Annotated in this window: 18 protein-coding genes; 3 read left to right on the top strand and 15 right to left on the bottom strand. The window is 41.9% G+C overall.

The window, feature by feature from the left end; all coding sequences use genetic code 11:
- Positions 1-2 precede the first annotated feature (2 nt).
- The 4 genes from N7U62_RS06895 to N7U62_RS06910 all read right to left on the bottom strand — a co-directional run bounded on the left by N7U62_RS06895 (position 3) and on the right by N7U62_RS06910 (position 3315).
- Positions 3-2042, bottom strand: a complete 2040-nt coding sequence (locus tag N7U62_RS06895; RefSeq protein WP_264137171.1) for a chemotaxis protein CheA — start codon at positions 2040-2042, stop codon at positions 3-5.
- Positions 2042-2416: a response regulator gene (locus N7U62_RS06900; RefSeq protein WP_264137172.1), complete on the bottom strand. Its 375-nt coding sequence runs from the start codon at positions 2414-2416 to the stop codon at positions 2042-2044. The genes N7U62_RS06895 and N7U62_RS06900 overlap by 1 nt, the downstream gene beginning before the upstream one ends.
- A gap of 6 nt (positions 2417-2422) precedes the next feature.
- On the bottom strand, positions 2423-2788 hold the full coding sequence (locus N7U62_RS06905; protein ID WP_264137173.1) for an STAS domain-containing protein: 366 nt from the start codon (positions 2786-2788) through the stop codon (positions 2423-2425).
- A 149-nt stretch (positions 2789-2937) separates the two neighbouring features.
- Positions 2938-3315, bottom strand: a complete 378-nt coding sequence (locus tag N7U62_RS06910; protein WP_264137174.1) for a response regulator — start codon at positions 3313-3315, stop codon at positions 2938-2940.
- Between the two features lie 208 nt (positions 3316-3523).
- Here N7U62_RS06910 and N7U62_RS06915 point away from each other — a divergent pair, with 208 nt between their 5' ends.
- A complete protein-coding gene (locus tag N7U62_RS06915) occupies positions 3524-4159 on the top strand; it encodes a response regulator transcription factor (RefSeq protein WP_264137175.1) in 636 nt (211 codons plus the stop codon).
- A gap of 5 nt (positions 4160-4164) precedes the next feature.
- Here the strand turns inward: N7U62_RS06915 and N7U62_RS06920 are convergent, their stop codons facing one another.
- On the bottom strand, positions 4165-5163 hold the full coding sequence (locus tag N7U62_RS06920) for a PAS domain-containing sensor histidine kinase family protein (protein ID WP_264137176.1): 999 nt from the start codon (positions 5161-5163) through the stop codon (positions 4165-4167).
- A 127-nt stretch (positions 5164-5290) separates the two neighbouring features.
- Entirely contained in the window at positions 5291-9562 is a 4272-nt protein-coding gene (locus N7U62_RS06925; RefSeq protein WP_264137177.1) for a PAS domain S-box protein, read from the bottom strand.
- 159 nt (positions 9563-9721) lie between these two features.
- On the opposite strand from N7U62_RS06925, the gene N7U62_RS06930 reads away from it, so the two are divergent.
- Positions 9722-10618 carry an NHL repeat-containing protein gene (locus N7U62_RS06930; protein ID WP_264137179.1) on the top strand — a complete coding sequence of 299 codons (897 nt, stop codon included), beginning with the start codon at positions 9722-9724 and terminating at the stop codon, positions 10616-10618.
- A 67-nt stretch (positions 10619-10685) separates the two neighbouring features.
- On the opposite strand, the gene N7U62_RS06935 is transcribed toward N7U62_RS06930, so the two are convergent.
- Positions 10686-12536 carry a T9SS type A sorting domain-containing protein gene (locus N7U62_RS06935; protein ID WP_264137180.1) on the bottom strand — a complete coding sequence of 617 codons (1851 nt, stop codon included), beginning with the start codon at positions 12534-12536 and terminating at the stop codon, positions 10686-10688.
- 217 nt (positions 12537-12753) lie between these two features.
- Positions 12754-13647, bottom strand: coding sequence for an RluA family pseudouridine synthase (locus tag N7U62_RS06940; RefSeq protein ID WP_264137181.1), 894 nt, complete (start codon positions 13645-13647; stop codon positions 12754-12756).
- A 146-nt stretch (positions 13648-13793) separates the two neighbouring features.
- Here N7U62_RS06940 and N7U62_RS06945 point away from each other — a divergent pair, with 146 nt between their 5' ends.
- The gene (locus N7U62_RS06945) at positions 13794-15389 is read left to right on the top strand and encodes an inorganic phosphate transporter (protein WP_264137182.1); all 1596 of its coding nucleotides are present in this window, start codon (positions 13794-13796) and stop codon (positions 15387-15389) included.
- A gap of 536 nt (positions 15390-15925) precedes the next feature.
- Here N7U62_RS06945 and N7U62_RS06950 read toward each other — a convergent pair.
- The 7 genes from N7U62_RS06950 to N7U62_RS06980 all read right to left on the bottom strand — a co-directional run bounded on the left by N7U62_RS06950 (position 15926) and on the right by N7U62_RS06980 (position 22711).
- Entirely contained in the window at positions 15926-16816 is an 891-nt protein-coding gene (locus N7U62_RS06950) for a hypothetical protein (RefSeq protein ID WP_264137183.1), read from the bottom strand.
- Positions 16817-17102: 286 nt separating this feature from the next.
- Positions 17103-17672, bottom strand: coding sequence for a hypothetical protein (locus N7U62_RS06955; protein ID WP_264137184.1), 570 nt, complete (start codon positions 17670-17672; stop codon positions 17103-17105).
- A 3-nt stretch (positions 17673-17675) separates the two neighbouring features.
- Positions 17676-18479, bottom strand: coding sequence for an N-acetylmuramic acid 6-phosphate etherase (gene murQ, locus N7U62_RS06960; RefSeq protein WP_264137185.1), 804 nt, complete (start codon positions 18477-18479; stop codon positions 17676-17678).
- Positions 18480-18578: 99 nt separating this feature from the next.
- Positions 18579-19424 carry an N-acetylglucosamine kinase gene (locus N7U62_RS06965; RefSeq protein WP_264137186.1) on the bottom strand — a complete coding sequence of 282 codons (846 nt, stop codon included), beginning with the start codon at positions 19422-19424 and terminating at the stop codon, positions 18579-18581.
- A gap of 83 nt (positions 19425-19507) precedes the next feature.
- Positions 19508-19738 carry a cytochrome b5 domain-containing protein gene (locus tag N7U62_RS06970; protein WP_264137187.1) on the bottom strand — a complete coding sequence of 77 codons (231 nt, stop codon included), beginning with the start codon at positions 19736-19738 and terminating at the stop codon, positions 19508-19510.
- Complete coding sequence (locus N7U62_RS06975) at positions 19731-22124, bottom strand: endonuclease MutS2 (protein ID WP_264137188.1); 2394 nt, start codon at positions 22122-22124, stop codon at positions 19731-19733. The genes N7U62_RS06970 and N7U62_RS06975 overlap by 8 nt, the downstream gene beginning before the upstream one ends.
- Positions 22125-22147: 23 nt before the next feature.
- Positions 22148-22711 carry a DUF4296 domain-containing protein gene (locus tag N7U62_RS06980; protein WP_264137189.1) on the bottom strand — a complete coding sequence of 188 codons (564 nt, stop codon included), beginning with the start codon at positions 22709-22711 and terminating at the stop codon, positions 22148-22150.
- Positions 22712-22722: the final 11 nt, after the last annotated feature.

Here is a 22722-nt window from a genome sequence, read left to right on the forward strand (position 1 = left end):
GATTAAGCTAGTTTTAGGTTTCCGTTTTTCTTCGAAATCAAATTGTTGGTATCCAGAACCAAAGCAATCTTGCCATCTCCCAGAATCGTCGCTCCTGAGACAAACTCCTGATTTCTGTAATACTTGCCGACGGGCTTCAATACAGCCTGGTACTCCCCTACGATCTCATCTACACAAAATCCGACTTCCTTGTCATGATCTTTGACAAGTATCACACTGTTGGTTTCTGGTGAAGTTTCTTCCGAAAGTTTAAACTCCCTTCTCAGGTCTATGTAAGGGAACTGTTTCCCATCCAAAGACACCACCGAGTTGAAATCGTTAACCACTTCGCTGCGTTTCATTTCGAAACACTTCTCTACACTAGAAAGTGGAATCACATAATCAGTAGCATCCACCTTCACCTGCAGTCCATCTATCACAGACAGGGTCAACGGCAAACCGATAATAATCTTCGTACCTTCTCCTAAGGTGCTTTCCACACTGATGTCTCCCCTCAAGTCCAACACGTTCTTTTTCACCACATCCATTCCTACTCCTCTGCCCGAAAGATCCGTTACATCCTTAGCCATTGAGAATCCTGGTACGAAGATCAAATTCAATAATTCCTTTTGGGACAACTCGTCTGCCTGGTCTATCAAGCCATTCTTGATTGCCTTCTGACGAATTTTTTCTGTATCGATTCCTTTACCATCGTCCTCAATCTGCACATACACCTTGGTGCCTGAGTAGTATGAACTCAGTTTGATAGTTCCCTTTTCAGGTTTGCCTCGTTGTGCTCTGATTTCCTTGGTTTCGATACCATGATCCAAACTGTTTCGGATCAAATGCATCAATGGATCGGCCAGGTTTTCGATTATAGTTTTGTCCAACTCTGTATCTCCACCTTCGGTGATGAAGTTGACAGACTTGTCAAGCTGAGCAGAAATATCTCTGACAGATCTGTGGAATCGAGTAAACAAATTCTCGATTTCCAACAGAGTCATGTCAAACGCTATATCCCTCAATTGTCGAGCGAGTTTTTCCATCTCGTCCGAAATCGCCTCTAAATTTGGGTCAAAATTGTTTTTGGCGTATAATGAAAGAGCCGCTTGTGTAGTGATCAATTCACTCACATGGTTCATCAATTCGTCTAATTTGTTGGAAGCAACACGGATGCTCGAAATGGCATCACCCTTCTCTCCTTTAGCTGCTGGTGCAGCTTTGGCGGTGGCTGTTGGTTCTGCATGTAGTTCATCTAACAGTTCCATTACTCTCGAATAGCTAAAGTCTTCTCCACTATGCATGGCTGGAAGTAAAGCCTGAAAAGCTTCATTTTCAAGAATATTCCCTTCACAAACATGCTTGATCTCCTTGACGTCTTCTTGCTGAGTAAAAATGAACACCTCTTGAATGTTACTCATGGGTTCGTCAGTAGCCAACAATACCTGCCAAGAAGTATAGCATTTGGTAGGATCGTAAGAGTCAGGAGAGTCTATGTTAATATAAGCATAAACCGCGGTATCTCCTATTTCTGTTAGCTCTTCTATCAGTAAAAATGGATTAGAACCATCCTTCAAAAACTCTTCTCCTGGCTTAAAGTATACATGGTAAGTATGTTGTCCAGGTTTGGCTTTTTTCGCTTTTTTCGGAGCATTACTTCCCCACTTAGAGCCACCTACTAGCAACTCATCTATCTTCGCAGACAAAACCTTGTCGTTTTCTTTGTCCTTTGGATCCGGTAAGTCAGGATTCATGATCAACACTTTGACATGATCCATGCACTTCAAAGTACAATCGATGATCTCTGCGGTCAATGGCATCATCCCTGACCTTACTTTGTCAAAGATGTTTTCCAGATTATGGATGAAATCCGTCACTTTTTTGGAGCCGATCATACCACTACTGCCTTTGAGCGTGTGTATAGAACGAAACAAAGCAGCAATCAAATTCTCGTCTTCGGGTGCCTGCTCTGCCTCCAATAGATTTTTTTCGATCTTCTCAAAAAGCTCAGTAGCTTCATCCATGAAGATTTTTCTCAGTTGTATTAGGTCTTTCTCTTTCATTACTTTCTGATCACTTTTTGTACAATCTTCAACAATCTATTTTGATCAAATGGCTTCTCAATCCAACCGGTCACTCCTTCTTTCTTAGCCACTAATTTCTTTTCGATATGGGACTCTGTGGTCAGCATCAATATCGGCGTGTACTTATACTGATCCATCTTTCTCACTTCCTTGACCAGACCTACCCCATCCATCTCTGGCATGAATAGATCCGTGATGATCAAAGAAACCCTGTCCTCGATTTTTTTAAGTTGCTCCAGACCATCCAGGCCATTTACACCTTTATACACCTCATATCCCTCTCCCTTCAGTGTAACTGAAACCAATTCTCTGATACTCTCTGAATCGTCTACTATGAGAATAATTTTTTTCATCTGTGTTTAGTCGTTAGTTGGGTATACAGATAGTCCTGATACATGAACAAGTTCATCTACACCATCTGTCATATCGTGTTCAAAGCTCAATTGATTTCCGCCCTCTTCGGCTAGAATTTGTAGGTAGAAAAATAGCTGAACCACTGACAAATCGATTTCCTCTACATTTCTTAAACCAATATTCACTTTGGTATATTCAGTAAGAGCCAGCTCTGCTTTGCGATGGATGTCAACTACATTTTCTATAGTCAATAGGCCTTCCAAATAGATATGGACACCTTCCTGTCCATTGCCTAATGGCTCTAATTGCACTTTAAAGTTGCTTTGAGTGTCCGTATCAGGAGTATCTATGGCTTCTAGCTTTGCTGTCATGGCTAATTCTTTATTGATCAAATGATATTTCTTTATGATCCCATGAAAGCCAGTTTACCTGTCGGTGGAGAAGGACTTCTCCTATGGTTTTGGTAGGTAGGCTATACATGGTTTGGATTTTAATGGGACTTGCCCGTTGAGCGCATCAATTATGCGCTCATTGCCGCTTGTTCCTTCACTTGAGAAACAGTTTCAATCAATACTTCAGGTTCGAATGGCTTCACGATATATCCGCATGCTCCCATTTTCTTCACCTTGTTGATGATTCTATCCTGTCCTACAGCACTAATCATAATTACTTTTGCTTCATTCTTTTCTGAAACCAATTTTTGAAGAATCTCTATTCCGAACATGTCGGGTAAGATATTGTCCAATGTGATTAAATCTGGTTTTAAAGATCTTGCGAGCTCAAGTGCCTTAGCACCTTCCTCTGCCTCACCTACTACGTCAAATCCCTGCTCGGTCAATGCCATTTTAATTAGGGCTCTCATGTACGCTGAATCATCTACTATCAATACGGTCTTCATGGTTCTGTTATTTTGTGCGAAAAACTATAATTCAAAAGTAGGGAGAGGAGCTCTCAGAGGCAATCCTGAGTTTTTGTCATTTATTTCTAAGCAAAAAGACTTAGAAAGTTCTCATAGGACTCCTAAAGATTGTTTTGTCACTTTGGTGGGCTTAGACTATATTTAATTTCCAATCATCAAAACTTAACCATTACACTAAATTATAGGCATGATAAGCGTAGTTCTCGCAGACGACCACAGTGTGGTCAGAAAAGGTTTAAAGCTCCTGTTGGAGGAAAGTGGAAGTATAGATGTAGTAGGAGAAGCCAATTCGGGAGATCAAGCACTGGAGCTTATCAATGAATTGAGGCCGCAGGTGTTGGTCACTGATATAACCATGCCTGGACTTACTGGTTTGGAATTAATCCCATTGGTCAAAAAGAAATTTCCAGACACGAATATTTTGGTATTATCTACTCACAATGATGAAGAGTATATATTGGTGTCTTTCGAGGAAGGCGCTCTGGGTTACTTACCCAAAAACACCAAAGCCGAACAGCTAGTGGCTGCAATAGAAAAGATCTCAAGAGGTGAATTGTTCTATACTCCTGAGGTTGTGGATATCCTAGGCGCTTCGTTGATCAAGAAAAGAAGCCCGGGTAAGAGTTTAAAATCCTGGCTTACTAAAAGAGAAAAAGAAATCCTCAAAGAGCTGGTCGAAGGGGCCACCAATAAGGAAATTGCCGAAAAATTGTTTTTAAGTATTAGAACGATCGACTCGCACCGAAGGAACATCATGAAAAAACTGAATGTGACAAACAGTGCGCAGTTGGTAAAAATGGCGATCGAAAAGAATCTAGTGTAAGACCTTTAAATAGGTCTTTCTAAGCCTGTGGATTGGGCAGTTCTCTGAACTATTTTGGCAATCACTTCATCCGCCTCTTTTACTGAAATTTTCATCAATCCCAGGAGGCTTTCGAACTGATCGAAGCAAGGTTTATCCTTTCTTAATTCCATTTCGACCAAATCAAACAAACCAAGCATATTGGCTACTGGTCTTCGAAACTCATGCGCTTGCAGAAAGGCTATTTCTTCTAATTCCTTTTGCTGTTTGATCAGCCTGGACTCAAACTCTACTCGTTCGGTTACGTCATAGATAAATCCATGCCAGTGCACACCACCATCCCTTTTCTTTCTAGGGTAGGCGAAACCTTGAGCCCACTGCAAATCCGTGGATGATAGAAAATAGCGAAAAGTATATTCCCAGGGTTTTAAAGAAACGCCAGACTCAAAGAATGATTCTTTCATTCCCTCAATATCCATTGGATGAATCCAGTTGAGTAATTCTGGTAAGTCTACCTGATTATTCTTTCGTTTTAAGATACTGCCAGCACCGAAGGAAATAATCGAAAAGCTTGTTTCACCGTCTGGTGCAAGTGTATAATCAAATAAAAACCCCTTCATCTTTTGGACTGGGAGCTGAACTGAAGAAGCTTCATTGTCCAATTCAGTCTGAACTTGAGTCAAAGCTTTAATCGCAATAAATTTGTCTTCAGACCTATCAGTCAATGGGCTCACTTCCCACCCCCTACCTAAAGAAAGACAAGCATCAGTGCTCTCCATCCAAAAACTCAACTCCTGGCTATTTTCGGGAGATAAATGAGCTATAATATCCAGTCTTAATTCTCTGCTGTTAGGACTGAATACCAATACTCTTTTTAATTCGGGAGACTCTAATAAACTGTAGTTGTCTTTGCAACTGTTGTTGAACCGCATAACTCTCCCCTCCTGGTCAAAAACCAAAGCCATTAAATGGGTAGATTTCTCAATCCATTCAGGTAACTGAGTATCGTTTTTAGGTCGTTGCATATATAGATAGTTATGGATTAATTGGTAACCCAAAACCTATAATGCAAAACTAGAGCAGCCATCACTCCAGTTCAATAGGCGGAAATACTGAGTTTCGAATAAGAGATTTTCAGGTGAATCGAAAAAATCACTGTTCTAAATCTAGAAAGATCTGAATGCTACTGCCATCAGAACCATCCATATATATATCCGCACCTAAGCCAATAGCCCTACTTTCAATACTTCCCAATCCTAACCCATCCTTTCTTTTGACTTTACTCTTGTCATACCCGATACCATTATCTCCTATGAAGAAGCCTAAAACTCCATCTGCCTCATTTAATTGAATGTTCACTTCAGAAGCTTTAGAATGCTTCAAAATGTTGGTGACAGCTTCACGAAATATGTTGTAAATATTTACCTCAACATCTTGCTCATACCTGCGCAGACATTCATCATCATAATTGAATTCAAATTTGATCTTACCTGATCTATTTAACTTGGTAACATCAGAACGGATTGACTTAACTAAACCAAAGTCCATCAAAAGAGACGGCATAAGGTTATGAGAAATGGAGCGAGCCTCTTCAATGGCCTCATTGAGTTGGTCATAGGCGTCCTTGTATAACTCCTGGCGATCTTCTGACATTTTAGGAACCTCTGCAGATAACGCATCCAAACTCATACTCGCAATCGTCAAGGTTTGACCTAAACTATCATGGATAGACCTGGCAATTCTAATCCTTTCATTGTCTCGGACTGTGATCTGTGCTCTCACGTTATCTAATTCGGCCTGCTTACGTTCGTTCGTGTTGATTAAAATTCCAACGATCTTTCTGATAAAATTCTGCTGCCAAAAAACACGACCAATGGAGTTGAGCCAGATAATCTTATTGTCTTCAGGTCTTCTTATTCTAAATTCAATATCATAAGTACCTCCTCCATCTTTGGTCTTTTCTAATTGGTATTTTACATTTTCCCAGTCATTGGGGTGGATCAGTTCCTGGCCTTTCAGCAGCATTTCCTGAAAGGTGCTTTCATCGTATCCAATCAAATTTTTCGTATCTCCAAAAACGGCAGTTTTACCATTGTAGGCATCATAGCTCACTGAGACTACTTCTAGTGAATCGAGCAATAGCTTGTTAAACTCATTCAACTCATCTCGATTTCGCTTCAATTCAAGTGCATAAAGTCCATTACCATAATCATGGATCAGGTTACTCAGGAACCTTTTCAAAGAATCGTCCATTTCGACTTTATCCAAACTATATAGATTCACAGCTCCTTTCAATTTCCCATCTTGTACATAGGGTATGGAAATAAAAGATTGAAAACCAAAAGCAGACATATTATCCTTCCAATCCTTCAAACCTTTAGCCGATGAAATATTCTCAAGCGTATACATCTTTCCAGACTCAAACACCTTCATGGTAGCACTAGCATCTTCTGCCTGTACCACCACTTCAATATCTAAACAACTTGTAGCTTTTAAGCTGAACTGATGCGCTAGAGGATTGAATTCTCCCTTGCTCACATTGCCCTGGTCTGCAATCCATACCCAATCAAAACCGATCTGCATGACTAAGGCCTGACAATATTCATTGGTCAACTGCCAATCATTCTTAGCAGTTAAGCCGACAGCATTCATCTCCAGAATCACGTTGCTATAAAGATTCCTTCTCTCTCTATCCAGCTCCATACGTTTGCGATCAGAGATATCTAAAACTGTACCCAGCATCTTCATCACCTTCCCCTTCTCATCACGTTCGGTGATCGCACGAACTGAAATATGCTTTACTTTACCCGTATTTTTTTGGATAATCATCAACTCGGCTTTTTCAGAGGGTTCACCAGCCAAAGCACTTTGAATCAATTCTGCAAAGGACTCTTTGGAGTCTGAATGCATCACATCGTTGATCATATCTATGGTCGGTCTGAGTGTTTTTTCCAATCCTATGATTGAATAGAGCTGCTCTGACAAATAGTAAGTATCGGTCTCCAAATTCCATTCCCAGTTACCTAATCCTGCTAATTGATTGGCATTACGTAACTTTCTTTCATTCTCTCGAATTCCCTCAATCTGATGGATGTAATGAGTCAAATCTCTCTGCGCACCGATCAACTTGACAATCTCCCCGTTTTCATACACCGGCATTCCTGAAAAATCTACCCATAGAAGCTTACCGGAGCGGGATTTTAATCGACAGGTCAATTCAAAAGGCTCCCCTTTAAAACAATTCTTAATGGCCTGATTGATTTTGTTTCTATCATTCTCAGAATAAAAATCCAAAAGCTTTCGAAGGGTGATTTTTTCCTTGGATGGTATACCATAAATGAAATAGGTTTGATCCGTCCATGTCAATTTCTTTCGCTTCTTCTCCAACTGCCAACCTCCTACTTTGGCCACCAAACCAGTGGCATGCAAAAGGCGTTCTCTATCTCTTAATTTTTGCTCGGCTCTCTTTCGTTGGTCAATATCTATTATAGTCCCAACCAACCTGATAGGGTGCCCTTCTTTATTGACCTGAGCCTTTGCACTCCCCAAAAACCATTTATACTTTCCAGATTTAGTCCTTAAACGGTATTCAAGCTTATGAGCAAATATATTTTTATTCAATGCCTTTGTGAGCTTTGGCAAATCTTCAGGGTGCATTAACTCTCGGATCACATGGGCATTCGAAAGAATTTCGTTGTTTTCATAGCCCAATAGCTCATAAACTTTAGGCGACCACCACATATAGCCGTTTTTGAGATCGTAGTGATCCACGATACCTGCCTCCGAACCTTCTGCCGCCAATTCAAATTTCTCCTGGCTTTCTTTGAGCTGTTTCTCTACTTCTTTTCGCTGAGTAATGTCATAAAACACAAACTGAATGGCTTCTTCATCCTGATAGGAAACTATCGTACCCTGAATCATAAGAGTGATTTCTTCACCAGTATTGTATTTGTATAAAACTACTTCCGTGATCGGGATTTGCCCTGCATCATTTATTGTATTGACCAACCCCATGACCCCCTGAAAATCACTATGAGCGACTATATCCATCAGCTCCGACGCACCCACTTCCATTCTAGGAGAGAAACCGAGTAGGTTATAAAATTCATGATTAGCGAAAACAATTTTCTTGTTTTGATAGACACCAATCCCCATAGGCGAATGATCCACCAATTCCCTATATCGATGTTCGCTGGTTATTAACCTTTCCTCTTGCTCGATTTTATAAAACGCATTGCCCAAAATATGAGCCAACTGCCCCAGATTTTCTATTTCTTCATCTAATATTTCATTTCTGGATTGATCAAAAACAACCAAAGTACCATCTTGCATGGATCCCTTATATACGGCAAAGAGGCTCCACCTGCTAGCCTGAAAGGACATAGTACTTTCGAGCTTCATTTTCTCTAGAAAGAACTTGATATCTGCATTGAACACTTGTTTTTTCAACAAAAGCGTAAGCTCTGGATGATTCTTGATTTGCTTGATTAGTTTCTTCTGAAACTCCTTAGGGATGTTAGATTCCTTGGCAAAAGTCCATTTCAATTCAGGGTTAAAAGAAATATAGGCAAATCCCGCCCTGTGACATATTTTCTCTAATTGCTGACAAAGCTTGGAGATGATCTGTTCGGGCCCCTTCCCAGTCTCCTTCATTCGCAGTACTTCACCCCTCAACTGTCCTAGTTTATATAGGCGTTTCTTCAAAGTGATATCCCGAATATTGCATTGAAAAAACTGGCCATCTCCCAGTTGCATCATTCGGGCAGACACTTCGAGGTCTACCACATCTCCCGACCTGTGTAGCAAACGTCTGTTGAAACGTAAATCGCCTCTTTGCCTGAGGTTATCGATAAAGAAATCCATTTCTTCTTTATCAGCTGAGACCAGCATGGTCAAGGGAATACTTTTCACCTCACCTAAGGAATATCCAGCCAAATCAAGCGCCACCTTGTTGGCATCTACAATCTTCCCAGTTTCAATATTGATGATAGCCATTCCATCCAAAGTGGAATTCACTACGTCGACAAAATTCAGGAAATCATTCTTTTCCTGCCTGATTTCAATCCATTCTTCAGTAACATCTCTGATCGTACCCACTATTTCAACTTCACCACTTGGTGAATTCTCAGGTGCTACCCTTGATGCACTGACTGAAAATGTTTTAAAATTCCCAAAACCATCTCTGGCTTCAATCAGACGAACAGGCACTTTCCCTTTTTCAAACACCTCTTGAATCAATAATTCATAATCCTGATTATTGGATATTAAATCTCCTAGACTAGGGTTTTCGATTCCGGAATAGACAATTCCTAACTCACTTTCCAGTTTGTCACTGGCTTCAATCAACACACCATCCTTGATCCTAAACCATATATCTGGTAATAGATCAATAAGTGAGGTTTGTGTTTTGATAAGATCCTTCATGCTGCTAAATATGACCGTCTATTAAAGTAGTACATAGTTAGAAGAAATAAAAGTCATTGCGACAATTCAAATCCTGACAAGACCTCAAAGCCTCAATGAAAAGCACTTTTTTTCTCAATTTCGATTTCATACCTTAGTACAAACATCAAAACCATTACTATGAAAAACATAATCTACCTGAGCATCATCTTGCTCTTAGGAATAGCTTGTCAGCAAAAGCCGAAAGCCGATTCTGAAACCATCGAAAACACTGAAGCAGAAGAAGTATTCGAATCCCCTACTCTTAGTAAACTATGGGAATCGGACACAGTTTTAACGACTGCAGAAGCCGTGATCTATCACCCTGAATTAGACATACTATTTGTATCATGCATCAATGGCACGCCTCCGGATAGTCTGGACAATGACGGCTTCATTTCTCAGATTTCTCCTGTGAACGGTGAGATCATTAACCTAAAATGGGTAGAAGGAATATCTGCTCCAAAAGGAATGGGTATTTTAGGTAACAGCCTATTTGTGAGTAACATTAATGAGGTGGTTGAGATCGATATTACTTCAGCCGAAATCATCAATCGCTATCCAGTCGAAGGTGCGGCCTTTCTCAATGATATCACCATAGCTGAAGATAGCACGGTGCTGATCTCAGATTCGGGTACTAATAAGATCATCGCCATTAAAGAGGGTGAAGCCTCTACTTATCTGGAAAATGCGGACCTAAAAGGTCCTAATGGACTATTATTCCGTGATGGAAGTATCTATACGGCATCCTTTGGTGGAGGCGATTTTATGGAGATAGATTATTTAACCAAAGAACTAACCGTTCTCACAGACTCAATCATGAGTGGAGATGGAGTGATGCCAGTGGGAGAAGATTTTCTCGTTTCGTCCTGGCCTGGTGAAGTCTATTACGTGACTTCAGATGGCAGCAAAACATTGCTATCCGATACAAAGGCTGATAATATCAGTGCTGCGGATATTTGGTATTTAGAAGATAAGAATATGCTCTTGGTACCTACCTTTTTTGCTAATTCTGTGGTTGCCTATCAATTGAAATGATACTAGAAGGAATGGTTCAAAACAGAATATAAATCTATTTTGAGCCATTCTTTTGTTTCAATATCTATTATTCTATCAAAAGCTTGAACCGCTGCTTTCCAGAATTCAATACCAATTCAAGGAAATAAATCCCATTAGGGGCTTCATGAGTATCTACAATCAACTCATTTCCTTTCCAATAAGAAGTAATCTCAAATGATTTTCCTGTAAGGTCGACTAAACTCAAACTGTAATTCTGTGGATGTATAGCTAATTTCAATACCCCCTTACTAGGGTTTGGATATACTATTACATTTTCATGATTCAAACTATTAGTCACTTTTAATACCTCAAAAGACTCTGTGTCACCATCGTAATCTGTTTGAGACAATCTATAATAATTTTCCAAACCAGGGTTAAAATCAATGTAATCATATCGAATTAATTCATTAGAGTTTCCAGCTCCAGCTATCATTGTCAAAACCGTCCATTTTTTTCCATCCAAGGATTTTTCCAAAGTGAAATATTCATTATTTATCTCGACTGAGGTAGCCCAATTGAGTATTACCTTATCATCAGACAATTCAAAATCCCAATACTTCAATTCTACCGGTAACGGGCTGGAACTCACCATAACCATACCTGTTGGGTCAGCATCTACATTACTTGGTGTAGTATTCCCTGAATCGGCGCTTCCATCTTCAAAATCAGAATCATTTAACCCCCCGGTACCTTGATTGACTTCCGTGGTAAAATTGGATACAGGAGCAGATCCATTCATGAAAATGACACCCTTTCCACCACCACCACCACCACCATGCGCAGTGGTTGAGCCAACATTACCACCATTACCACCATTGGCTTGAAGTGTTAAATCACACCCTAAAGACCAGGTATCCACTGAAAATACAATAGCCCCTCCTGCCCCGCTACCTCCAACTCCATCATTTCCTGCATCAGAGGAACTACCCCCATTGGCACTAATACTTAACCCTCCACAACTCGCATTGATCAAAATTTCACCTGCTCTTATTAAAATGATTCCACCACCATTTGCACCATCGCTTCCATTGGTATCATTCTGATGGCCACCTCCTCCACCTCCTCCCATAAAGATGCGAGAAGAACTTATATTATCACTTAAATCAATACCTCCTAAACCTTCTGCTTCACAGCTTGCACCTACTCCATCTCCACCATTTCCTCCTGCAGTGTAGTTACCACCGCCTCCACCACCGCCATTATGGACATTGGCACCACCACCACCATTTAGTATTTTCCCTCTACCATTGTTATAAGCGGAATTAGTGGACTTGTAAATACCTTCACCTTTTTCGCTAAAATCTACAGTGGAACTTGTAGCATAAGTTGTCGAATTACATGTACCATCTGTACCCACAGTATTTTGTCCTCCACCTCGAAATCCCAATTCACTCACATCTATGCTATGAGCAAGGGTGAGTGTATTCTCTACATCAATCGCAAAAACGCCACCTACATTTCCGTCCCAAGCTTTTGTAGTTAAATCTGAAGAGGTTGAAAAATTTGCGTAGCTCGGAAGAGTAATAACTTGAACAGAGGTATTAGATGAAACCGTATAAGTATTGGTTGGGGCCTCATCAAGGGTTATTGACACTAAGCCAGAAGATCGGTCCACCGAAGAAATTGTGGCTAATTCATAAAGACCTGCACTACCAATATCACCCAAATCCCCAAAAGATGCATCATCGGCAGTATTTAATCCGATAACATCATCCTGCATTTGCATCAAAATTAATTCATTCCCCACTTCAAAGGAATCAGAAGTCTCATCTACATCAGATACTGACACGACCGTACCAGAAATACCTGTAACTTTTGCAAATCCATTAATAGTTGTTTGAGAAACAGACACATGCGCAATCATCAGCGCAAGAACGGTAGGGATAATTCTTTTCATAAGTTTAGGCACACCAAGTTAAGAAGGTAGGCTTGTAAGGGTTGATTATTAGGTAAGCTGGATGAAAGAGACCTAACATGACAACTATCACGAAACGAACCTCATTTCTTATACAATATTAATATTTATTGACCGAACTACCTTAATTTCAATGATAAACCTAATCAATTTAACATGCCGCTTCCTAAAAAACTTTAGCACCATAGAATTAACCCAATCAATCGAGAGCCCTCCTATCCTCTCGCTTCATATAGGTATTGAACTTATTAGGCACATCGATCTGGACTGTGATCTGCTTTTTTGAGATAGGGTGAGAAAAAACCAGCTGATCTGAGCACAGCATGAGACCTTTTCCATTTAGCACCTCAATACCTTTGGAATAGAACTTGTCTCCTACTATGGGACAGCCCATTTCGGACATGTGTATGCGCAACTGGTGCGTTCGACCTGTCACAGGATAGAGATGAACCAAGCTTAAGTCTCCATATTTCAAGGACTTGCCTGTTTTCACAGTTTCATATTCACTCAGGCTTTTCTTACCATCCACAGGCAAATCAACTGTGCCTTTAGAGGGCTCTAGCTTCCCTACAATGACCGCCTGATAGCGTTTTCGAATCTTCTTTTCCTGAAACTGCCTACCCATCAATACCTGAGCTCGTTCGGTCTTGGCTACCATAACTAATCCACAAGTAGGCCCATCCAAACGATGCAGGGGCCGCATCTGATCCAGGGCATCTGGTTCCTTACTTAGTTGGAGATTGAAAGGTAGTGTATTCTCCAGCGTTTTGTATTGGTTGCCATTGACTGACAAGCCTCCCGGCTTGTTGAGTACGGCGAGGTGCTGATCCTCGTAAGCGACTTCTATCTTTTGTTCGAATACTTTAGCTGAGGTTCTATTGATCACAGCCCCGTCATTGAGGTTGAAGCTGATCTTGTCTCCCGGATACACTTTTGCATCATAGGCCACTGGTTTGCCATTGACCAGGATTGCACCAGATGCTATAGCCTTTTTCGCTTTGGCCTTGGAGACTACCCATTCGAAGACTTTAGGTGCCAAACGATTCAAGAATTGCGGCTTTTCCTTTTTACCCAGCTCGTAATATTCCTGCATGCCGCAAAACTAATAAAACTCTGAACTAGTCAAATATAGCTGATCGCCTTAACGCTGAGGTAAAAAACTTAACAATTACATAACTATTGAAAGTCTTTAAATTCTAATAATGATGACGTCCTTTGCATTATTAAGCAGCAAGAATCATGGACATTTATTTTCTTTTTGTTGTCATTCTATTTGCACTGGCAGCATCCGATCTAGTAGTAGGCGTAAGCAACGATGCAGTAAATTTTCTTAACTCCGCCATAGGCTCCAAAGTAGGCAAAAGGTGGCTCATCATGGGAGTCGCTAGCTTAGGTATTTTATTTGGTGTACTATTCTCGTCCGGAATGATGGAAGTCGCCCGTAAAGGTATTTTCAATCCCGAGCTCTTCACCTTTGCACATGTCATGGTCATCTTTTTGGCGGTGATGTTGACCGACATCCTGCTACTGGATTTGTTCAATACCCTGGGCATGCCTACCTCTACTACAGTTTCGATAGTATTCGAGTTGTTGGGTGCAGCAGTAGCTGTTTCTACCTTCCATTTGATCCAAACAGGAGAGTCACTCTCCGAGTTGGTCAATTATATCAATACCAGCAAGGCCATATTGATCATATCAGGTATTTTCCTTTCCATATTTGTAGCCTTCAGCGCAGGGGTGATTGCGCAGTTCATCTCCCGATTGATGTTCAGCTTTAGATACAAGGAAAGGTTGAATAGCGTAGGTCCCTGGTGGACAGGCATCGCTATGACGATACTCAGCTACTTCATCATCATCAAAGGATTGAAGGGTTCAGTTTTCTTCAACAACGATTTCAACAACTGGGTACAGGCCAACAACTACTGGTTGGTCATTGCCAACTTGATATTCTGGACGGCCTTGTCATTCGGCCTTCAGAAGTATACAAAAATTAACATCCTAAAGGTCCTGGTATTCGTGGGAACATTCTCCCTGGCTCTGGCATTTGCCTCCAACGACCTGGTCAACTTCATCGGTGTACCCATTGCAGGATTTCAATCTTTCATGGCCTGGAAAGGATCAGGTATAGGGGCCGACAGCTTCATGATGGATGCATTGGGTGGCAAGGTCCCTACCCCTATGATCATACTAGTGCTGGCAGCTGCCGTGATGATCATCACCTTGTGGAAATCTAAAAAAGCCAGAACGGTAACTGCTACCGAAATCAACCTATCGAGACAAGAAGAAGGTAATGAGAGATTCAAACCCAACTGGCTGGCCAGAACCTTCGTGAACCTGAACCAAAAATTGATCAACTATGTATTTGCTCTGCTACCAGAGAAGATGAAACATAAGATCAAAAAGAACTATGATCGCAACAACCTGAAGAATGAAGCCAAAGGCGCTTCTTTCGATATGGTACGCGCCTCGGTCAATCTGACCATCGCCAGTATGCTCATTGCCATAGCCACCTCCTACAAGATGCCACTATCTACGACTTATGTTTCCTTTATGGTGGCCATGGGTACTTCATTGGCCGACAAAGCCTGGGGCAATGGTACCGCGGCTCATCGGGTGGCAGGCGTGCTGAACGTAATCGGAGGTTGGTTTATGACTGCCATCATCGCCTTTTCGATCTCTGCTTTCTTTGCTACCCTGATCTTCTCATGGGATCTGGCTGGACTGACGATCGTGATCCTGCTGGTAGCAGCGATCCTATTCCTGTCGTACAGACACCACAGCAGACAGCAACAAGAGGTAGAAAACGAGCCTGAACAGGGAATAGTTAATGGATGAGATAGTTAATCGTAAATAGGAAATAGTCAATGATAATAGGGGTTTGATCTTTATGGATAATCGCGTTGCTAACGCTATAACAGGCACATCCACGCAGGGTTCTCTCTAAACGAGGACGAGAATGATTGGGCCGTTACCATGGCCGAGATTGTGGGACGGGTTAATCCATTCACGGTGACCGTGAAGTCTAAGGCAGGGCGGATTAATAAAATCCTCGTCACTTCGACAGAGCAGAGGAAGATGACAATCTTCCCATGCGACGAGAAGTCTGATCTGGAACCAACCAATGCCAATGAAGGCTGCATTCTTTATCGTGGGTAATATCCTTTTTCATTCAAGTCTGGAGACTTGCTCTCATCGATACTTTCAAGTCACGCTGCGCTAAGACTTAAAAGAGCGGGGATTCTTCATTCTCTATAAAGCCTAGCTAAAATCCGTAGGCTTAGCATTTATTAATGTCCTTAAAAGTATCTGTTTCTAATGCACTTTGTAAGTAGCTCATTAGCCTATAAATTTTTAGTACCTGTGGGAAGTAGTTATTCGTACATCCTTTGGATTTCATCGTAAATGTTTTTGTTGTTATAGTAAAGTCCTCTCGATTCATTGGTAGGTTTCAAAAGTTGACCAATGAAATACTTCTTGAAGAATTCTTCATGTTCAGATTTATCAACATTCTCAACTGCTCTTAGATCGTCTTCTTCCACACCATAAAAGAGGCTCCCTGTTACCGAACTGGTTAAAAAACTGTCTAGTCGCACTATCGTTTTATCATCCTGCTCAGTGATGTTCGCAAGCACCAACATATCGGATCTGATATCAGGAACATAGTAGTACAAATAGAATATGGAATCGACAAGATTGAGTTCAATTGTATCGCTTAATAGATATCCCGGTCGAAGTTTTCCGAAAAACTCTGTTTTATCCATTTCAAGTGCAAATGTCTTATTAGAGCCAAATTCCAGTTCAGCTCCCTGTTTAGGCAGAGTTGTCGCGACAAATGAGAAAATGGCAACTGCTCCAATTATAGTTCCGATCGGAGTTATAATTCTGCTTTCTAGGTGAGTGATTTGGTTCTTGAAATATATGAACGAGAATGGTAAAACTGAAAAAGCAAGGAAATCAGTTGGATCCACAGTTCGACCAACGTGAATTCCAGAGTTGTTAAGAAGGTTTATTAGCCCCTGAGATATGGAAGAGTTCCAATAACCAAATATTAAAATAGTCAATCCATAAATGATTCTGGCATATTTTGGAAACAATGCAGAAAAGAAGATTGGAAAGATGAAAAGCCCTGTAAAGTCGGATAGTTTTCCTGTTAGCACGTTCGAATATTCGTACTTGAGAACGAAATCGTTCAGTATAAGAATGGCTAGTCCTAAGAGGAATAACGGAGACCCTAAAATATCTATTCGTGAATTTGCTCTCATGCTGTCAATTAGTTCAACAACCGAAAATAAACAACGCACTTTATTTACCTTATGTTTAGTGCACTTTATACCCGTTTGCAAGAGTTTTTAAACGTTTAATAAAACGTTTCTCATTCTCAAATAGATTGCTGCGGGAAGCAGGCTGCTCACCTGCTTGGTAAAGCCAAACTAATGTATCAATAGTAAACATCCCAGCACAGGGCTGATTCTTCTAAGAAGTAATCAGGTTACTCTGAGTAACCTGATTACTAGATCGACAAGCCATCTAGCTTACAAATTATTTATCTCACATCCCCAACCGCTTCTGAATCAGACCATCCACCAGCTGGCAAAACATTTGGGGCTTCATGGTTCTCCAGTTGATGACCTCTAGATTGCCTCCTGAGTTGATATAGGTATCAATGTTGTATTGATTCATTTCGTCCAGCACAAAATCCCGGAATCCCAGGGCCGTGACCCAGCCTTCCTCTACATCTTCGAACCACTCCTCGTAGTAGCTATCGTCCGAACCGTGAAAATTAAGGATATTCTCTCCTATCAGGATAAACTTATTGATGTCTACTCCCAGCAATTCGTCAATGATGTTTCTTTTGAGATGCATCACGTCGTTGTTGATCGCATCATTCCATTCACCCAGAAATTCAATCACCGCATAGCCCGCGTCATAGTCTAAAAAAAGAATCTTGATGTAGAGGGTCTCTGAGCCGATAAAATCCCAGCTAGGTGCTATGTAGTAGCCATATATGGTCTCAGAATACATATCATAATTGTACTCTTTGCCATGAAAGGGTGAATATTCATCTCGAGAAGAATCGTAATATTTCAGCCAACCGTAGTAGGGCTCTATATCGTGCATAAACTAAGCTTTGTAATGATCGATGGCGTTTCGCACAGATCCATATTGATGAATCATCTGCTCAGCCTCTGACCTGTCCACAGGTATCTCCGACATCAACATACGAATGGCTCGATCTATGAGTTTCGCATTGCTCAGTTGCATATCCACCATTTTGTTGCCCTTGACATGACCCAGCTTGATCATTACTGCGGTCGATATCATATTCAAGACAAGTTTAGTGGCCGTACCTGCTTTCATACGCGTACTACCTGTCACAAATTCGGGTCCTACGACTACTTCTACAGGATAGGTGGCTTCAGCTGCAATCATCGAGCCTTCATTGCAAACGATGCATCCGGTGTTCAAGCCGTTTTGATTGGCCTTTTTCAATCCTCCTAAAACATAAGGGGTACGACCTGAAGCCGCTATCCCAATGACGGTATCACCCGCGCGGGCACCGAACACCTTCATATCTTCCCAAGCTTGATTTGGGTCATCTTCGGCCTGCTCCACGGATTGTCTAATGGCTCTATCTCCACCTGCAATGATACCTATCACTCTATTTTGAGGCAATCCATAGGTGGGTGGTATTTCGGAGGCGTCTACCACACCCAGACGTCCACTGGTCCCTGCTCCTATGTAGAACAATCGACCACACTGCTTCATACTTTCGGTAATTTCTTCAACCAGAGGGGTTATTTGATCAATCGAACGAGCCACCGCTAAAGGAACGCTTTGATCCTCCTCATTCATAGATGTCAGAAGTTCTTCGGTCCCCATGGTATGGAGATTGTCATAGTTAGAGTTAGATTCGGTGGTCGTCATGCGCAATAATTTAATTCAGTCGACAAGATTAATAAATCTTAGGGTTTGGGAGGGTAAAGTTGCTCATGAATTCCTGCGATTTTTTGATCCCATTCAAGGTTACAACCAGTCATTTTTATGGTAAAGCGCCAATCCAGCCACAGGATCTTCTGTTATCAAACCCATTGTCAGCCCCTTATCCATAGCTACTTGTCTCAAAATATGTCCATAGTAGAAAGCCACAGACCCCGTAAAATGAATCGGTAGTGACTGATGCTCGCTATACTGACAGACATTCTCGTCAAAGAATTCTTCAAAACAATCGTACACCATCTGATAAAAATAAGGGTGCTTGATATGATCAAAAATGAATTTAGAAAAGCTCGAGAGGAAGCGGATAGGCATGTCGCTTCGGTAAATGTTCTCAAGCAATTCGCTACGAGTGAGATGATATTTCTCATCAAACTTTGCTTTCAAATCATCTGGCAGTTGATGTTTAAAATAGCGTTTGATCAGCATCCGTCCCAGCATATTCCCGCTCCCCTCATCACCCAAAAGATAGCCCAGTGAGGTCACATTTTCTGTAATGGAGTTGCCGTCGTACTGGCAGGAATTGGAGCCAGTACCTAAGATGCAGGCGATCCCAGGTTGGTGACCACAAAGCGCCCGAGCGGCCGCCATTAGATCATGATCTACTTCGACAGTGGCCTCTGGATACAATCCCAGCAAAGCATCAGAAATCAAGGTTTTGTTGTTGTCAGAGGAGCAGCCTGACCCGTAAAAGTGAATCGATGTAATCGGGTGATCTTTGTAATCCACCAAACCATCAGACACGGCTTTTTGGATTTCTTCCTTCTTCATGTAGTAGGGATTGATACCTACGGAATTGGCCTGAAATATCTTACCCGTATCGTCAATCAATCTCCAGGCGGTTTTAGTCGATCCACTATCTGCTATTAGTTTCATGTGGTAAAAGTAGATATTATCATTTTATAAGGGCTGAAGTATCTATTGGGAACTTTCAACTTAATAAACTTTCGACTTTCAACTCACACCAACTCTCCTACCACCTCAAACTTGTCAAAAACCTTGGCGGTATGTGGAGCATCGCTCAATTCTTCTGTTAGGTCCTGACCTGCCCAATGCTCGTAGTGCTTGCCATCTCTCCATAGACGGGAGCTGCCTACATCATAGATTTTGCCCTGATAAGCCACCCATATTTCGTCTCGGTCCTGGCCATTTCGTAGTGCCAGTTGTTGTTTGGTGTACGGCTTATTCATCTAAACTAACCACGGTAATTCCTGCTCCGCCCCTTTCGATATGTTCGTCAGTAGCCCGAAGCACTTTTGGATTTTCCCTGAGGACATTCCTCACTAAATCTCTTAGCACGCCATGCCCTTTACCATGCAGGATCTTTACTTCTGGATAGCCCAAAAGCAATGCCTCATCGATGTAGTTTTCTACTTTCCCAATCGCCTCTTCGGCACGCACACCTCTGATGTCCAGCGTCATATTAAAATTGGCCATTTTCGAATTCAAATCTATGCCGGTCATCTGCTTTACGCGATCTTCAGTCGACTTCTTAAATTGCTTGCTCGAAATCTTCTCGATGTCTTTCAACTTCACACGGGAGGTCAAACCACCCAAAGTCAGCTCTACCTGATTTCCCTTGATAGAAACCACCTCTCCTGCAGCACCCGAACTAAGGATCTTCACCTTATCTCCTACTTCGATGTTTTGATCAACAGCTTTGACAAGCTTTTCTTCCGGCTTTACACTTTCCTTAGAAAGCTTTTCCTTGTGCTGCGTTAGTTGCTCACGTGCCTGCTGGACTCGCTTTTTATCTGCTTTGGCTTCCTGGATTTGCTTGATAGTAGACTCTACCTTCTTATTGGACGCTTCGATCACACGAGCAGCTTCTTGCTTCGCTTCTTTCAGCACCTCATTCTTCTTCTTGTCCAGAAACTTCTTCAGGTCTTGATAGTCTTTGATTGCATCACTCAATCGCTTGTCCTTGGCCTCTACTTCCTTCTTCAGCTTGTCAATTTGATTCTTCTCAGATTCCAATTCACTCAGCATCCGGTCAAACTGCACATGAGAAACGCCAGCTTTTTTCTTGGCTCTTTCCAGCATCTGCTTGTCCAGACCAATCTTGCCTGCTATCTCCAAAGCAAATGAACTACCCGGTTTTCCAATCTCCAGTTCGTACAGAGGCTCCAACTTCTTTACATCATATTTCATGGCCGCATTGACGATCCCTTTGGTCTTATCTGCCAGCTTCTTCAAGTTGCCATAGTGAGTGGTAATCGCCCCAAAAGCTCTCGACTGACACAGCTCCATCAATACCACCTCAGCAATCGCGCCACCAAACTGCGGTTCGGTACCTGTCCCAAATTCATCGATCAGGAACAGTGTTTTGCCATTCGTGTTTTCGAGGAAAAATTTCATATTGGTCAAATGCGAGCTGTATGTACTCAGGTCGTTTTCGATCGACTGTTCATCCCCGATATCTATAAAGATGGAATGAAACATACCGAACTTAGATTCCTCACTCACTGATACCGGCACACCGCACTGCACCATATATTGGATCAACCCAATGGTCTTCAAACAAACCGATTTACCTCCTGCATTAGGTCCTGACACAAGTAGGATATGATCAGATGGGGTAAGCAAGATATCCAGCGCCTTGATCTGTCGTCCTTGCTCTTTCAGTGCTTGTTCTAGTATTGGGTGACGTGCCTGCTTCCATTCGATATTTTGCTTCTTCCCCACCTCTGGGCAAACGCAATCAAACGCTATCCCAAATCGAGCCTTTGCCTGAATGAAGTCCAAAACCCCAAGCATTCTAAGCCCTCTAGCAATATCCTCCTGATTCAGCCGAACCAAATCGGTCAGCTCAGTGAGGATTCTGATGATCTCCCTGCGTTCTGCATATTTGAGCTCACGCAGTTCGTTGTTGATTTCCAAAGCCTCGGCAGGTTCCAGGTAGACAGTCTGGCCCGTGGCAGATTCGTCATGCACGAAACCCTTTACATGTCGCTTGTGCTCAGCCAATACAGGAATCACCAAACGTCCGTCACGTATGGTCAGCGTCGCACCCTCAGGAGTATAACCATGCCCTCCAGCTGATTTCAATATCTTGTTCACTGCCGTTCTGGCGCGAGTCTGACATTTAGAAATCGCCGAACGAATACGCATCAATTCAGGACTGGCGTCATCTCTAAGTTCTCCCTTTTCGTCTATCTTAGATTCCAGCGCCCTTAGCAGATGTGCATCCACCTCGATATGCCCCAACCTCCAGAATAGCACAGGGTAGTCGTCACCGTTCTCTTTGAAGAAAAGATTGATATTGCCCAGGGTCTGTATCACAGCCTTGATTTCATGAAGTTGCTCAGTATCCAAAAAGCTACCGGGCACTTCTGCCTGCTTCAGAAAGGGAGAAACATCCTCGTAAGAGGCTGCAGGAAAGCCCGCAGAACTGGTGAGAATGGACATAAACTCACGCGTCTGGCTCAACCATTCGTTGACCCGATCTGTTCTGGTACTGAAGTTTAGTTTGTCAACAAACTCTTCTCCAAGAGGCCCCAGACAGTTTTCGCTGATAATTTCCTTAACCTTGTCAAAACTGAGTTTGACCTCTATTTCTTGTGGATATAGATTCAATATTACTTGCTCTAGATGGGTTATTAATTAGTAGGACCGGGCGCTATTTTTTTCAACTCTTCTTTTCTCAAAGAATCCCTACGGTCCAGAGGTCGAACACGAGACATTTTGATCGAATCCATAGCGGACTGCAAGTGCAGCGAATCCTTGTCAGACTCTTGACCCAATGAATCCAATACTTTGTCTGGCTTGTTTTTCTTTGCCGCCTTTTCTTCTCTTTCACGTCGCTTCTCCTCCTCCTCGTCAAGTGTCGCTTGCTGATCCAGTACATTCAGGCTATCCACTACGATCTCGTAGATTTTGTCCATCACTTCAGGTTGGGTCATGTAGTATTGATAGCTCTCTTCGTATTGAGCTTTATCGATTCCATGCTTATCAAATATCTCCTTTTCCAGGGTATTATAGACTTTGGTCATGGAGTCAGTTCTCAATTTGAGTAAAAGCACCTTTGATTCCAGTACGTGCTGCTCTACCAAAATCTCCGACATGGTCGATTTTGAGATCACATTTTCACCCTTGTCTCGCTTGCAAGCGTTAAGAAATGTTAATGTTAGCACTGCCAGCGAAAAAATAATTTTGTGTCTCATGTAAATTTTCA

It is taken from the genome of Reichenbachiella ulvae, assembly GCF_025833875.1.
In the GTDB taxonomy this organism is placed as follows: Bacteria; Bacteroidota; Bacteroidia; order Cytophagales; family Cyclobacteriaceae; genus Reichenbachiella; species Reichenbachiella ulvae.